Source organism: Pseudoalteromonas simplex (assembly GCF_015278155.1).
GTDB lineage: Bacteria > Pseudomonadota > Gammaproteobacteria > Enterobacterales > Alteromonadaceae > Pseudoalteromonas > Pseudoalteromonas simplex.
In genome coordinates, this window is sequence record NZ_JADILN010000003.1 from 71,051 (window position 1) to 86,019 (window position 14,969).

The following is a 14,969-nucleotide window of genomic DNA, read 5'->3' on the forward strand; positions in this document are numbered from 1 at the left end:
AAATTAAAATACTTTTATTTCATTATTTTTATTTAGCTAAGTTAGGTAATTGCCACTGACTTTGCTTTTGTTGATATTGCGCTTTGGTTAAGCTGACTAATAGCGGCTTTTTACGCTCATCTAACCACGCAAGTAACGCATCCATATTGCTTTCTGTCATTGCTGTGCAACCTGCTGTAGGCTTACTTGGCGCCCGCCATAAATGCATAAAGATACAACTGCCCGCGCCATTGATATTGCTTGGGTTATGCTTAACAACAATGCCTTTTTTATAAAGGTTATCTTGGCTGTAAATATCACGACGCATCCATTCTGAAGAGTCTTTTACGGCATCTTCACCAACTTGTGCTTTATCAACCAATTGGTTGTAAAACGGTGAGCCTTTCACATCGATACAATAATCATTTGCTGTCATTGCTTGATAACTAAGGTTCGTTTGTAATGAATCTAGATAGCCAAAAGCAGTACCAAGCTCAAAAATACCTGCCGGCGCTTTACCATCACCTTCTTGTTTTTGCTGACCCGGCTGTGCAGGATGCAGCCCCACTCCCCACGCAAGGCCAGTACGACCCAGTACCACCGCGTGTTGCTGGCCTTGTTGTTGCCAACTACCAGCGGTTTTTTCAAAGCGATACAAGGTAGCATCAATGGCATCACTGTCATTGGCTACCACCACCACGAGCTGTTGATGACTGTTATCAATAATAGGTTTAGGTAACTCTTTACTGGCACAAGCCGATAAACTCATAACTGCAATAAGACTGACTAGTTTTTTCATGCTGGCCATACTCCGTTTGTAATTAGTTCAAGCCCCGTTATTGATTCAATACCAAGACCTGGGGCTTCCGATAAGCGTATTTGTGGGCCGCTAAATTCAACGCCCCCTTGCACAGGGTCATATTGACCAAGGGCTGGACCATCTAAATCGATTTTACTGATTTGCTGCGCTTTGGCAGAGGCTAAATGTGCAGCACCTGCAACGGCAATACTGCCTTCTAGCATACAACCTATCATGCACTCTGCTTGGTATTGGGCTGTGATATTAGCAATCTCAATTGCTCGGCTTAAACCGCCCGTTTTCATTAATTTAATATTGATAATATCAACTGCGCCAAGCTCTAAAAGTTGGATCACTTGCTTCGGTGAAAAGGCGCTTTCATCGGCCATAATCGGGGTGCTCACTCGCTCAGTAATATATTTGAGACCTTGAATATCACTGCTTTTTACTGGCTGCTCAACCAACTCTAATACCACGCCTGCTTGCTCAAGTTGCTGCAGTGCAAACACAGTTTGTTTGGCATTCCAGCCTTGGTTTACATCTAAACGCAGCTGCGCCTTAGCGGCAAAGCCTGCATGGATTGCTTTTACTCGCTCAATATCTTGATTAAGGTTATTGCCGATTTTTATTTTTAATACATCAAAACCTTGCTCAACCGCTCGCTGACAATCACTGAGCATTTTATCTATGTTATCGACACTAATGGTGATATCAGTTTTCAGCGCTGAATTACCACCACCAAGTAGCTTATACAAAGGCGCTTGATAGAACTTGCCCCACAAGTCGTAAACTGCTAACTCTAAAGCCGCTTTTGCACTACTGTTACCAACCACCGTTGATTGAATAATGTGGGTAAGCTGATTGATGTTTTCGATTTCTTGCCCCACTAATTTAGGGGCAATAAACTGCTGAATGACTGCTATCATTCCTTGATGGGTATCGCCTGTAATAACCGGTGTTGAAGCCGCAGAACCATAGCCAATTTGGCCACATTCGGTGTCGATTAAAACCACTAAATCCTCAATAAAACTCACTTCTCTCAGTGCTGTTTTAAATGGGGTAACTAATGGCACTTTGAGCTTTGCAAAGCGAACAGCTTTAATTTTCATACTGGCCTCTAGCGAATACGCTTAATGTTATAGATACGATCTAAGTAGCTGGTTTCTTGAGATAATCTAAGTGGCAATAATGGCGTGACCGACACCCCATTCAAGGCACTATTATAAAAACTACCATCGCCTTTGTTATAACCTAAGCCTTTAACGTCATGAATAACATAAGGCTCACCATGATGCTCTCCTAAGTACATCATTACATGACCCGGAATATAAATTAGATCGCCAATCGCCATGTTTTTAACCTTTGGCAACTTATCATCTGCCGCAGTATTTTTATCAAAACGACTATTTTGCCCGTATTCACTACTGCCTTGCTGACCTGAATTACGCGGCATTAGTAGGCCAAAGCTCTTATAAATTTCACCAACAAAGCCAGTACAGTCGCGACCATTGTAATCATGGCCCCAACCATAACGCTCGCCTAAAAACTTAAAGCCTTGTTTAATCAGATTTTGTTCGTTGTAGTCTAGGTAGCCTAAGTTTACATCGGCAGTTTTACTGATCATCGCCGGTTTAATTACAAGTTTGCCTTGCTCATCGCGGGTTGGTAGCTGTACAACATGGCTAGCATAGCTGTTTTGACCATTTAGCAAATACGGTACTTGCTCACTATCAACTAATGGTAAGCGCACTCCCATATCGAGCTGAACTTCTGAGAGGCCTTCATCATTTGGCACATAAGCAGTATTTACTTTTGCACCGGTTACCACCAAAAAGTTATCTTGTTCGCGATAGGCTTTAATTTTATCTGCATCAGCAAAGGCAAGATCTTCGGCAGGCGTCCACGCAAGATAGTTGTAAGCACGTACTAACAACCATTTTTTATCTGCGCTTTGATGCAATACAGCAACCGCTTCGCCCGGGAACATTCCGCTTTCTTGAAAGCGATCTAAGTCTTGATCAAGGCCGCTATTTAAAACCCGATCCCAGGTTGGAAAAGTGCGTAATGCGGTGCGCTTAACGACCACAGCAAAGCGTACCTCATTGTTATCTCTGACTTTGTTAAGGTTTAAGTTTTCCTGATATTTAGCAAAATCTTTCGCTGTGAGTTGGCGGCCATCGGTAAAAAAGCGCGGGCTTTTTGGAATTGAACTTGCCGAATGAATGGCGCTTGTTAGCTCGTCTTTACTGAGCAATTTTTGAAATGAAAGAGGATCAACAATGTATTTATTATCTTTTACTAGTTTCTCGTTGAAGGCTGCAATTTGCGCCTCTGTCATGATCACTTTTGCTGATGCACCTTGTGCTAGCCAGTAGCTGGGCGAAAGCTGTGACTGCGTGACCCCGATAACATCAGATTGCCAACCCTCAGCATGCATAGGTGCACTAAAAGCAACACCTAAAGTAATTGATAAAGCGATAATTGAACGACGCATAGCTGTACCTTAATTCTTATTGAACGCGTGAATCTAATAATTTTGTAAAAGCATGCTGCAATTTTTGCTGCATTTGCTTACCGACTGTTGGCAAATTGGCTTCGTCGGCTCCCAAAGTTGACTGCTGCACACTAAATGTAAACTCACGGCCACCTTGATAATTGCCTAAACACACATGTGCCAACATAACCGTTTCTGTGGTGGAGCGCGTTTCACTTGGCCCCCAACCAATTTTTTGCCAAACACGCCACTGCCCATTCGTTGCACCATCGAGCACTTCCTTTACTGAGCGACTATCATTTGGTGCAATAACATTTGCCAATGCATTTGTAACGATATGACTGATACCTACCATCATACCGCCAACTTGAGCATGTTCATTTGTATGACCTGTGCCGTTAAGTAGCACGTCAACATCAGTTGCTTGTAAATAAGGCATTTGCGTACTTGGTTCACGCTGATGACTAACCAGACGTTTTAACCATTCCGCTTGAACAAGTGTGGTCATTGCTTTGTTGCCCGTTAAACCACAACCCTCACAACGATACCCTAAATAGCCAGGATCATCACTGCTTGCTTTGAACCGACTTATCTTTGCATCAAGCTCATTATTAACAGGGTTATGCCAGTATTCGTCTGATGGCATAAACTGCTCTGAGCCATATGCGCCGTTAAATAACAAACGCTGATCCTGTAGTTTTAGCCAGCCATCATTAAAAAGCCCACGTAAATATTCGCGCCCTGCGACATTGACAAAATAACTGGCTATCGCATTTGAGTTACCATCAGCTTTACCAAATGCTTCGTAACTATTAATACTGCTGATCAAATCAGCGAGTGCCGTATCACCAGCAAAAGAAGCTGCGCCAAGCTCTGGGTGAGTTTGCTTTACTTTTGACAGCGCACCGCTAAACGCTTGAACCTTCGATGAGCTCCAAGGTTCATACAGCTCATTGTGGCTGCCGTCACTTAAATACCGGTAAGCTAATTGCCCTGCTTGAACTTGATAATCGATTAGGAGTAGCTTGCCCGGTTGCTCTGGGGCTAAAAAATACTGCCAGTCGGCTGCCACTCTGTTTTGCCAACCCACCTGCTGGTAATTAACCTCAGCTGCTGATTTATAGCCTTGCAGCTTAGTTTCACTCTCAAGCGATAAACAGCCGGTATTGGTTAAATCGTTTGGCAAAATAGCAGGCGCTAACATTACCTGCTCGAAGTATTGTTGGTCGGTTATCGGGGCTTTTTCAGTGCTTGTTTGACAACCTGCCAAGAGTATCAGGGTGCAACTTATAGCCAGCCTGTTTTGATATGCACCTTTCACATACATAAAATAAAATTCCCACTTGTTATTATTTTTGGAATATTTTATTAAATCTAACACAAATTGACCATGAAGCAAATTAACTCAATTTTTTAAACGTTTCTTGCATCCAATATTAGCAATTACTCGTTTGTTGATTAGCACCTTTCAAATAAGGATCTTTCAAATGAATAAGCTATGTATCAGTGTTGTAACCTTCTGCTGCTCTTTTAACGCGTTTGCTAATATAGAAAAAATAACGGTTTATGGTCACCGTACTGGATTAATTGGTGAGTCTATAAGCGCCTCTAGCGGTATTATTGGTCAGGGTGAAATAGAAAATAGACCCATGCTTCGATCTACTGAATTGCTTGAGTTAATTCCCGGTATGGCTGTCACCCAACACAGCGGCTCTGGAAAAGCGAATCAATATTTTATTCGTGGCTTTAATCTTGATCATGGAACAGACTTTGCCACGAACATTGATGGTATGCCTATCAATATGCGCAATCATGGTCATGGGCAAGGCTATACTGACTTAAACTTTATAATCCCAGAAACAATTGCCACTGTTAGTTATCAAAAAGGCAGTTATGATGTGCGCCAAGGCGACTTTTCAACGGCTGGCAGTGCTTATTTTCATTTATCTGACAACCCTAAACATGATCAGCTCAGTATCACTGTAGGGGAAGATAACTTCTATAGAGGTGTTGCATTAGGGAGTACCTCAATTGGTAGTGGCAAACTGGTAGGCGCGACAGAGTGGCAAGTTTATGATGGGCCTTGGCAGGATATTAATGAAGACGTTAATAAAAAAAACGCATTGCTACGTTATAGTCGTGATTCAGAACAAGGTAACTTATCAATTACGGCAATGGCTTATGACAACAGTTGGAATTCAGCAGATCAGATCCCGCAAAGGGCTATTGAGCAAGGTATCATTTCAGAGCTTGGCTCACTCGATAAAACACTTGGCGGAGAGTCAAGTCGGTATAGCTTATCGACAAATTGGCAAGGACAAAACTTATCAGTAAGTGCATACCTCATCGACTACGAGCTAAATTTATACTCTAACTTCTCATATTTCCTTAATGATCCAATTAATGGCGATCAGTTTAACCAACGAGATAACCGCACTATCTCAGGTGGAACACTAAGCTATCAATTTACAGCTAATGTAGGTGATATTCCCGTTAATCATACCGTTGGAACAGAGCTTAGGCATGATAATGTGAATAAAGTTGGCCTATACAATACACAAGCCCGAAAGTACCTTTCAACAGTACGACAAGACAGTGTCGAGGAAACAAGCTATACAGCATACTGGCAAACACAACTTCATTTAAGCCAACAGTTAGAGGCAACCCTTGGTGTTAGATATGATTATTTAGATGCTCACGTTGATAGCGACAACAGTTTAAATTCTGGAGATGCAGATGATGATTTACTCGGCTTTAAGGCGAGTCTAACTTACTTATTTACTGATAACCTTGCTGGTTATGCAAACTGGGGGCAGTCTTTTCATTCAAATGATGCTCGAGGCGCCACCATTACCCAAGATCCAGTGTCACTTGAAGCAACAGACACCGTTGACTTATTGGTCAAGAGTGAGGGCGCTGAAGTAGGCATGCGTTACTTCGATGAGCAGCAATTTAACTTCTCCGCGGCACTTTGGTGGTTGAAACTTGATTCAGAATTACTTTTCGTCGGCGATGCAGGTAACACCGAAGCCAGTGATGCATCACAGCGCTATGGTTTAGAGCTGAGTGCCTACTATTGGCTCGCAGACACATTAAGCCTAGATGCAGAAGCATCCTTTACCCACTCACGTTTAAACGTTGACAGCCAAAACGACCGTATTGAAGGAGCCGTTCCTGTTGTTGCAAGTGCAGGTGTTAATTGGCAGTTTGCTCAGCAATGGCAAACCTCATTACGACTACGTCATATTGGTAAACGTATGCTGAGCGATGATGGTAGCAAACGTTCCGAACCGCTAACTGTGGTGAATGGTTTAGTTGCTTATCAGCAAACTCACTGGAAAGCAGAGCTTGAATTACTTAACTTGTTTGATAGTAATGACCATGACATTGATTACTACTACTCATCAAGACTAGCGGGCGAACCAACAGAAGGGGTAGAAGATAATCACTTTCACCCCATTGAGCCACGCACAGTTCGATTAAGCATGAGTTTTTTATTTTAAAGAATTCGCGACTGAAGTCGCTCCTACAACCATACCTACGCGAATTGCAGGCACAAAAAAACCGACTTTCGTCGGTTTATGTCACTTTCAAGAAGAAAGTGGCGGACGCGGGACGTATTTTGAAACAGTGAACCTCCGGCTGCGTGGTTCAAAGTCGCCTAAAGAATAATAAGGTGCAATAAAACGGTATATTTATTCACGACTGAAGTCGCTCCTACAACCACACCTACGCGAATTGCAGGCACAAAAAAACCGACTTTCGTCGGTTTATGTCACTTTCAAGAAAAAAGTGGCGGACGCGGGACGTATTTTGAAACAGTGAACCTTCGGCTGCGTGGTTCAAAGTCGCCTAAAGAATAATAAGGTGCAATAAAACGGTATATTTATTCACGACTGAAGTCGCTCCTACAACCATACCTACGCGAATTGCAGGCACAAAAAACCGACTTTCGTCGGTTTATGTCACTTTCAAATAGAAAGTGGCGGACGCGGGAGGATTCGAACCTCCGACCGCCTGGTTCGTAGCCAGGTACTCTATCCAGCTGAGCTACGCGTCCGCAGTATGTTTCGCATGTTTAAGTCGCGCATTGACCATGTCTTAAAGACAAAAAAACCGACAGCTTGTCGGCTTATATCACTTTCTAAGAGAAAGTGGCGGACGCGGGAGGATTCGAACCTCCGACCGCCTGGTTCGTAGCCAGGTACTCTATCCAGCTGAGCTACGCGTCCGCAGTTGCATTTTATAATCTTGCAATGATTTTATCTTTATACTCGATGTGAGCTTTCAAATATGGCGGTTGCGGGACGTCTCTTGAAAGAGTGAACCTCCGACCAAATTTGTATCTTTATACTCGATGTGAGTTTCAAATATGGCGGACGCGGGAGGATTCGAACCTCCGACCGCCTGGTTCGTAGCCAGGTACTCTATCCAGCTGAGCTACGCGTCCACACGCACATTTGAACATTGCTAATTTATTCTCTTAGCAAGAGACTCAAGTTTATACTCGATGCAGAGTCAAAGTAAAAAGTGGCGGACGCGGGAGGATTCGAACCTCCGACCGCCTGGTTCGTAGCCAGGTACTCTATCCAGCTGAGCTACGCGTCCACACATATTACTTTCAAGACATGCCATTTTAAAAAAAATGGTGGAGAAGGAGGGATTCGAACCCTCGATAGAGCTACAAACCCTATACTCCCTTAGCAGGGGAGCGCCTTCGGCCACTCGGCCACCTCTCCGTCTTGTGGGGCGTATAATAAAGACTTCAGGAAATATGTCAAACACTTTTCAAGGAAAATCGTACAGATGGTTATAGATTATCCACAACGCACAAAAACAACTCGTTTTTGTTTACCCTTTAGTCGTTTTTTCTTTATCACTCAACGGCTCAAGACCCGTCAGTGGGATTAGTTCATCTGTTAATTCGGCTAGGTATTGGTCTTGATAACCCAATTGTTGGAATTCGGCGATGCAGGCACGATAAAAAGCTTCACGTTGATGCTCGCTTGGCGTTGTCTCTACTGAAGACTGCGAAGGCTTTTTTGTCATTATTATTAAGTCCGTTTAAACGTTGAAGAGAATGGCGTAATGATGTCATATCTTGTGTAAAAATAATACTATCGGACTTAGAATTAGTAGAAAAACTTTACAACTTAGTAACTTCGTTTGAAGAATAATTCAGCATTTTCTTTTAGATCAGCTAATTACAATTAAATATAAAAATTGAGAGCAATAAAAATCAGAAAATTCTGATAACAAAAACGCCGCTAAAAAGCGGCGTTTTCAGAACATTTAGCTGATTAGTCAGCTTGAGGACGCATGTGTGGGAATAGGATCACGTCTTTAATTGTTGGTGAGTCAGTAAATAACATCACTAGACGATCGATACCAATACCCTCACCCGCTGTTGGTGGTAAGCCGTACTCTAACGCACGAATGTAATCTTCATCGTAGTGCATTGCTTCATCATCACCTGCGTCTTTCTCTTCAACTTGACGAGCAAAACGCTCAGCTTGATCTTGTGCATCGTTAAGCTCAGAGAAACCATTTGCTAATTCACGGCCACCTACGAAGAATTCAAAACGGTCAGTCACAAATGGGTTTTCATCGTTACGGCGCGCAAGTGGAGACACTTCCCACGGGTAAGCGGTAATGAAAGTTGGTTGAATTAACTTATGCTCAGCAGTCTCTTCGAAGATTTCACACAAGAACTTACCTGGGCCCCATACGCAGTTTTCTGGGATCTTAACGTGTACTTGCTTTGCGTACGCTTTAAGTTCTTCAAAATGGTTTTCAGGGTCATTAAATACCGCAGCATCAAAGTCTGGGTTGTACTTAAGGATAGCCTCGCTCATTGTTAAACGAGCAAAAGGTTGTCCAAAGTCGTACTCTACTGAATCAACAACTTCACCATTTTCATCTTTCGTTGTGTTTACCACAATTGGTGAACCAAGTACGTCTGTCGCAACAGTACGTAACATGTCTTCAGTAATGTTCATCAGGTCAATGTAATCCGCATATGCTTGGTAGAATTCGATCATCGTGAATTCTGGGTTATGACGCGTTGATAAACCTTCGTTACGGAAGTTACGATTGATTTCGAATACACGCTCAAAGCCACCTACAACTAAACGTTTTAAGTAAAGTTCAGGGGCAATACGTAAGTACATGTCGATATCAAGTGCATTGTGGTGTGTGACGAATGGACGAGCAGACGCACCACCTGGGATCACTTGTAGCATCGGTGTTTCAACTTCCATGAAGTCACGATCAGCTAAGAAACGACGGATACCTTCAACAACTTTTGAGCGAATACGGAAAGTTTCACGTGTCGCATCATTCGTAATTAAATCAACATAACGTTGACGGTATTTAGTTTCTTGGTCAGATAAACCATGGAATTTTTCTGGTAACGGACGTAATGACTTTGTCAGTAACTCGTACTCTGTCATTTCTACGTAAAGGTCACCTTTACCTGATTTATTTAGTGCGCCTTTAACACCGATGATGTCACCGATATCAAGTTGACCGTATTTTGCTTTTAATTCTTTTTGTACGTCTTTTGATGCGTACGCTTGAATTTGGCCTTTCATGTCTTGTAACGCAAGGAAAGGACCTCGTTTTGCAAGAATACGACCTGCAACTGATACAACATGTTGCTCAGCAACTAATTCTTCTTTCGATTTATCACCAAACTCAGCTTGCAAATCAGCCGTGTAATGTTCACGACGGAATTGGTTTGGATGACCGTTGGCTGGGCAATTTTCGCGGATTGCGTCTAATTTGCCACGACGCTCAGCGATTAACTTATTTTCGTCTTGGATTTGATCAGTCATTTTTTAGCTCTTTTTTAGCTTGGTGGTTATAGGCCAGATTTAAGGCTGGCTTCAATAAATTTATCTAAGTCGCCGTCAAGAACCGCTTGTGTATTACGGTTTTCAACGCCAGTACGTAAGTCTTTAATGCGCGAGTCATCAAGTACGTATGAACGAATTTGACTACCCCAGCCAATATCAGATTTAGCATCTTCTTGGCTTTGTTTCTCAGCATTTTGCTTTTGAATTTCAAGTTCAAACAATTTCGCTTTTAACTGCTTCATTGCTTGGTCTTTATTCTTGTGCTGTGAACGCTCATTTTGGCACTGTACAACAGTGTTGGTTGGTATGTGAGTAATACGAACCGCTGACTCTGTTGTATTTACGTGCTGACCACCTGCGCCTGATGCGCGGTAAACGTCAATACGTAAGTCTGCCGGATTAATATCAATTTCGATATTATCGTCGATTTCTGGGTAAACGAATGCCGATGCAAACGAAGTATGGCGACGACCACTTGAGTCGAACGGGCTCTTACGCACTAAACGGTGAACACCTGTTTCTGTACGTAACCAACCGTATGCATATTCGCCAACAAAGCGCACTGTTGCGCCCTTGATACCAGCCACATCACCATCAGTTGCTTCAACCAGTTCAACTTTAAAGCCTTTTGCTTCACCCCAACGTAAATACATACGCAGTAGCATGTTGCACCAGTCTTGGGCTTCAGTGCCGCCAGAGCCTGATTGTAAATCAAGGTAAGCATCGTTTTGGTCATGGTCGCCTGAGAACATACGACGGAACTCTAGCTTTTCAAGCTGTGCGTTTAAATCGCCTAATTCAGCTTCAGCTTCAGCGAAGGTTTCTTCATCTTCTGCTTCAACAGCAAGCTCGACTAAACCTTCAACATCTTCGGTACCAGACACTAGATTATCAATGGTCTCAACAATAGCTTCGAGTGCCGACTTTTCACGGCCAAGTGCTTGAGCTCGCTCAGGCTCATTCCACACTGCTGAATCTTCAAGTTCTGCGTTAACTTCTTCTAACCGCTCTTTCTTAAGAGGGTAGTCAAAGGTACCCCCGAAGCAGTTCAGTACGTTCGCGAATTTCCTTGATTTGATTAATCACAGGATTCACTTCAAACATGTACATTACTCCAAAATGGCTGATTTACCGCGCACCGATATCGACAATAAATACGGTAAATTATCTACAAATATTAAAAACGCCCGATTTTAACAAAAAACCGAGCGTTTTATTAGCCTTTTATGTCGATTATAACGATATTTTTATGTCGCTTTTTGTAGCTCTCGAATAATCAACTGTAACGAGAATTTACCACGGAATTCATTTATATCGAGTTGATAAGCAGCTTTTACATAACGCACTTCGGTATCTGGCCATGCACGCACATCAACCCCAAATGCAATGCCGTCAACTAACCGTCCAGACTGATGTTTTAAAACCAGTTTTAAGTGCTTTTCACCAACAATGCGCTGCTGTATTACTTCGAATACATGTTCAAACACTGGCTCTGGAAATTGCTGACCCCAGGGGCCGGCATTTTTTAGCTGGTTTGCAAACTCCATCGAAAAGCACTCATTAGGCAATTCACCATCGGTAAGTAAAATACTTTGCTTATGCTCTTCAGTGAGTGTGTCTGTCACCATTTGCTCAAACACGGTTTTAAATTCAGTAAAACACTGCTCATTGATACTCAGCCCCGCCGCCATGGCATGGCCACCAAATTTACTGATCAAATGCGGGTAGAGCGTATTTACTCGCTCAAGCAAATCACGCATATGCAGCCCTTCAATAGAGCGGCAAGAGCCTTTTATTTCGCCGTTATCACCCGCTGCAAAAATAATCGTCGGGCGGTGATATTTTTCTTTTAAGCGGCCAGCCAAAATACCAATCACACCTTGGTGCCAATCAGCTTGGTATAAACAAATGGCATCAGGCACTGACTCGGTTTTAAATGCTAAACGATCAAGCACCGCTTGTGCTTCAGTTTGCATACCCTGCTCTATTTCACGGCGCTCATGATTGAGGCTGTCGAGCTCACTGGCAATACGGCGAGCTTGGTTTATATCGCTTGATAACAAACAGGCTATACCTAAACTCATATCATCTAAACGCCCAGCTGCATTTAAGCGTGGTGCCAATGAAAAGCCAAAGTCACTGGCACTTAAACGGGCCGCATTGCGATTTGCCACTTCAATGAGAGCACTAATACCAGGGCGTGTTTTACCACTGCGAATACGTGCTAAACCTTGATGAACTAAGGTTCGGTTATTGGCATCAAGCGCGACCACATCGGCAACGGTACCAAGGGCTACAATATCAAGTAACTCAGCCAAATTTGGCATTGGATTTTGCTGAAAGTACCCTTGTTCACGTAAGTGGCTACGTAAAGCAATGAGCAGATAAAAAGCCACCCCAACGCCTGCTATCGATTTCGATGGAAACTGACAGTCATGGCGATTCGGATTCACGATAGCATCTGCATTTGGTAGGGCTTCACCTTGTAAATGATGATCAGTTACCAGCACCTTAATACCTGCTTGCTTTACAATGGCAATGCCATCGATACATGAAATACCGTTATCAACGGTGATCACAAGCTCGGGTTGCATGGTTACTATTTGCTCAGCAAGTGCGGGGCTTAGGCCATAACCTAGGCTGAATCTGTCTGGTACCAAGTAATCAAGGTTCTTTAAGCCGAACATAGCAAGACCTTGCATTAAGGTTGCTGTGCTGGTTGCACCGTCGGCATCAAAGTCACCGACGATTAACACGCGACTTTGATCCGCGAGGGCTTGTTGTAATAGCACAACAGCTTTGTCGATATCTTTAAACAGCTTAAAGTCATGTAATGTTGCAGCGCTATTATCGAGTTCAGTGGCACTTTGCACCTGCCGAGTCGCATATATTTGCTTAATTACAGGATGTAAATGGTGTGGTAAATGCGAATCATCAACATGAGGACGAGCTTGAATTATTTTTTCCATGTCGGAAATGGTACTTCTTTGCTTAAGACAAATAAAAAAGGCCTAAGACAAATAGGCCTTTTCGTTAAAAAAATCAGTTATGAAGATGTTTTTGGTAAAGCATCAAGCGCTTGGCTAATTTGCGCAGCTGATTGATAACCAGGGATCATGGTACCATCTTCTAAAATAATTGCCGGTGTGCCCGACATTCCAAAGCTTTGACCTAGTTGGTAGTGCTCTGCAATTGGTGCGTTACAACCAGGCACGACAGCGACTTCTGCACCCGCTTTTGCTTCTGTTAATGCTTCAGCAGGGTCTTTAGCACACCATACATTCATTAAATCTTGGTAACCTTTACCACGTAAACCACCACGTGGGAAAGCAAGGTATTTAACCGTGATACCCGCATCTAAGAAGTCATCAAGTTCACGGTGTAATTTACGACAATAACCACAGGTGATATCGGTAAAGACTGTGATCGAATGCTTTTCGTCTTTCGCTTTGTAAACGATCATTGAGTCTTCGTACTCAGCAACACCTTCTTTACGAACGTCACTTAGAGCATGCTCTGTTAAATTAACTCGATTATTAAGGTCAATCAGTGTTCCTTGCATTAGAAATTGACCGTCAGGGCTTGCGTACAACACACCTTTGTCAGTAATTAGTTCTTTAAGACCTGCCACTGGGCTTGGGTTGATTTGCTTAACGGTTACGCCTAATTCAGCAAACTTAGCAATGATAGGGGCATCAGCAGCGTCTGTTGTTGATACGCCATTGGCAAACACATTTAAGCTTGTGCCTAGTAGTGCTGTGGCTAAAACTAACTTTTTCATAAATATCCTATATCCTGATCATTTTTTATATAGACCGGTACATCTTTAAAAATCTTGCACTAAGCACGTGGATGATGTTGCTCGTGTACCGACTTCAATCTTTCATTCGCTACATGGGTATAAATTTGTGTTGTTGATAAGTCACTGTGACCTAACATCATTTGCACGACTCTAAGGTCCGCCCCATGATTAAGCAAATGCGTTGCAAACGCGTGTCTGAGCGTATGCGGTGATAACGGCGATTCAACTGATGCCAAAATAGCATAGTGTTTGATGCGATGCCAAAAAGTTTGTCGTGTCATGCCAATCCCGCGCTTTGATGGGAACACAAAGTCAGTGGCATGTTTAATCATTTGCGAACGACCCACTTTTAAAAACTGCTCAAGCCAGTACATTGCTTCTTCGCCTAAGGGAACTAAACGCTCTTTATTACCCTTACCTTTTACAAAGACCACCGCTTGGCGCAAATTAATTTGCTCCATTCTGAGTCCTACTAGCTCTGTAACACGAAGCCCAGTAGCATATAACAGCTCAAGCATAGCTTTATCACGAAGCCCCATTGCATCTTCTATGTCTGGGGCTGCAAGCAAAGCTTCGACTTCGGCTTCTGACAGTGTTTTTGGTAATGACTGCCCAGCTTTTGGCTGAGCAATATTGACCATCGGCGAATCGGCAATGGCTTTTTCGCGTACAAAATACTGATAAAAACGCTTAAGTGCACTGATGCTTCGCGCTGTACTGCGCGACTTCAGTCCTAAATCAACACGGTATGCTAAATACGCTTCAATATCATCTGAGCGGACAGCCAGTAGGTCTTTATCTTTTAAAAATTGGCAAAACTTTTCAAGGTCACTGCGATAAGCGGCGAGTGTATTTTCGCTGACTCCCTGCTCAAGATACAGCGTATCTAAAAATAACTCTAAATGTTCGGCGTTATTTGCTGTTATTACACCTTTTTGGGCTTGTGAATTATTATCAGCCACGCGTACTCTCATCCTTATCAAGGTATCAATTGATTATACCTTACGGTAAACTTACGCCTATCATATCAGGCAAATA

Annotated in this window: 11 protein-coding genes and 5 tRNA genes; 1 reads left to right on the plus strand and 15 read right to left on the minus strand. The window is 42.9% G+C overall.

Going from position 1 to position 14,969, the window contains the following annotated elements:
* Positions 1-28: 28 nt before the first annotated feature.
* Genes IRQ78_RS07800 through IRQ78_RS07815 form a run of 4 tightly spaced genes read right to left on the minus strand, consistent with a single transcriptional unit; the run spans position 29 to position 4,476 of the window.
* Positions 29-778 carry a L,D-transpeptidase family protein gene (locus tag IRQ78_RS07800; protein ID WP_194441767.1) on the minus strand — a complete coding sequence of 250 codons (750 nt, stop codon included), beginning with the start codon at positions 776-778 and terminating at the stop codon, positions 29-31.
* A complete protein-coding gene (locus tag IRQ78_RS07805) occupies positions 775-1,887 on the minus strand; it encodes a mandelate racemase/muconate lactonizing enzyme family protein (protein WP_194441768.1) in 1,113 nt (370 codons plus the stop codon). The genes IRQ78_RS07800 and IRQ78_RS07805 overlap by 4 nt, the downstream gene beginning before the upstream one ends.
* Positions 1,888-1,895: 8 nt before the next feature.
* Positions 1,896-3,272: an SH3 domain-containing protein gene (locus tag IRQ78_RS07810; protein ID WP_194441769.1), complete on the minus strand. Its 1,377-nt coding sequence runs from the start codon at positions 3,270-3,272 to the stop codon at positions 1,896-1,898.
* Between the two features lie 16 nt (positions 3,273-3,288).
* Positions 3,289-4,476: a hypothetical protein gene (locus IRQ78_RS07815; RefSeq protein ID WP_194441770.1), complete on the minus strand. Its 1,188-nt coding sequence runs from the start codon at positions 4,474-4,476 to the stop codon at positions 3,289-3,291.
* 283 nt (positions 4,477-4,759) lie between these two features.
* Between IRQ78_RS07815 and IRQ78_RS07820 the strand changes: the two genes are divergently transcribed.
* Positions 4,760-6,775, plus strand: a complete 2,016-nt coding sequence (locus tag IRQ78_RS07820; protein WP_194441771.1) for a TonB-dependent receptor — start codon at positions 4,760-4,762, stop codon at positions 6,773-6,775.
* Positions 6,776-7,255: 480 nt separating this feature from the next.
* Here the strand turns inward: IRQ78_RS07820 and IRQ78_RS07825 are convergent.
* The 11 genes from IRQ78_RS07825 to xerD all read right to left on the minus strand — a co-directional run bounded on the left by IRQ78_RS07825 (position 7,256) and on the right by xerD (position 14,857).
* Positions 7,256-7,332, minus strand: a tRNA-Arg gene (locus IRQ78_RS07825).
* A gap of 95 nt (positions 7,333-7,427) precedes the next feature.
* A tRNA-Arg gene (locus IRQ78_RS07830) sits at positions 7,428-7,504 on the minus strand.
* Between the two features lie 141 nt (positions 7,505-7,645).
* Positions 7,646-7,722: transfer RNA gene (locus tag IRQ78_RS07835), tRNA-Arg, on the minus strand.
* Positions 7,723-7,803: 81 nt separating this feature from the next.
* Positions 7,804-7,880: transfer RNA gene (locus IRQ78_RS07840), tRNA-Arg, on the minus strand.
* A gap of 38 nt (positions 7,881-7,918) precedes the next feature.
* A tRNA-Ser gene (locus IRQ78_RS07845) sits at positions 7,919-8,011 on the minus strand.
* A 112-nt stretch (positions 8,012-8,123) separates the two neighbouring features.
* Positions 8,124-8,321 (minus strand): hypothetical protein, encoded by a 198-nt coding sequence (locus IRQ78_RS07850; protein ID WP_054551252.1) that lies wholly within the window; start codon positions 8,319-8,321, stop codon positions 8,124-8,126.
* Between the two features lie 251 nt (positions 8,322-8,572).
* A complete protein-coding gene (lysS, locus tag IRQ78_RS07855) occupies positions 8,573-10,108 on the minus strand; it encodes a lysine--tRNA ligase (RefSeq protein WP_054551251.1) in 1,536 nt (511 codons plus the stop codon).
* A gap of 26 nt (positions 10,109-10,134) precedes the next feature.
* A protein-coding gene (gene prfB, locus IRQ78_RS07860; RefSeq protein ID WP_105181232.1) for a peptide chain release factor 2 occupies positions 10,135-11,233 on the minus strand; the annotation gives its coding sequence in 2 pieces (ribosomal slippage) (positions 10,135-11,157 and positions 11,159-11,233; 1,098 coding nt in all).
* Positions 11,234-11,376: 143 nt separating this feature from the next.
* Positions 11,377-13,098: a single-stranded-DNA-specific exonuclease RecJ gene (gene recJ, locus IRQ78_RS07865; RefSeq protein WP_054551250.1), complete on the minus strand. Its 1,722-nt coding sequence runs from the start codon at positions 13,096-13,098 to the stop codon at positions 11,377-11,379.
* 77 nt (positions 13,099-13,175) lie between these two features.
* Positions 13,176-13,910 carry a bifunctional protein-disulfide isomerase/oxidoreductase DsbC gene (dsbC, locus tag IRQ78_RS07870; RefSeq protein ID WP_054551249.1) on the minus strand — a complete coding sequence of 245 codons (735 nt, stop codon included), beginning with the start codon at positions 13,908-13,910 and terminating at the stop codon, positions 13,176-13,178.
* Between the two features lie 59 nt (positions 13,911-13,969).
* The gene (gene xerD / locus IRQ78_RS07875; protein WP_229677541.1) at positions 13,970-14,857 is read right to left on the minus strand and encodes a site-specific tyrosine recombinase XerD; all 888 of its coding nucleotides are present in this window, start codon (positions 14,855-14,857) and stop codon (positions 13,970-13,972) included.
* Between the last annotated feature and the right edge of the window lie 112 nt (positions 14,858-14,969).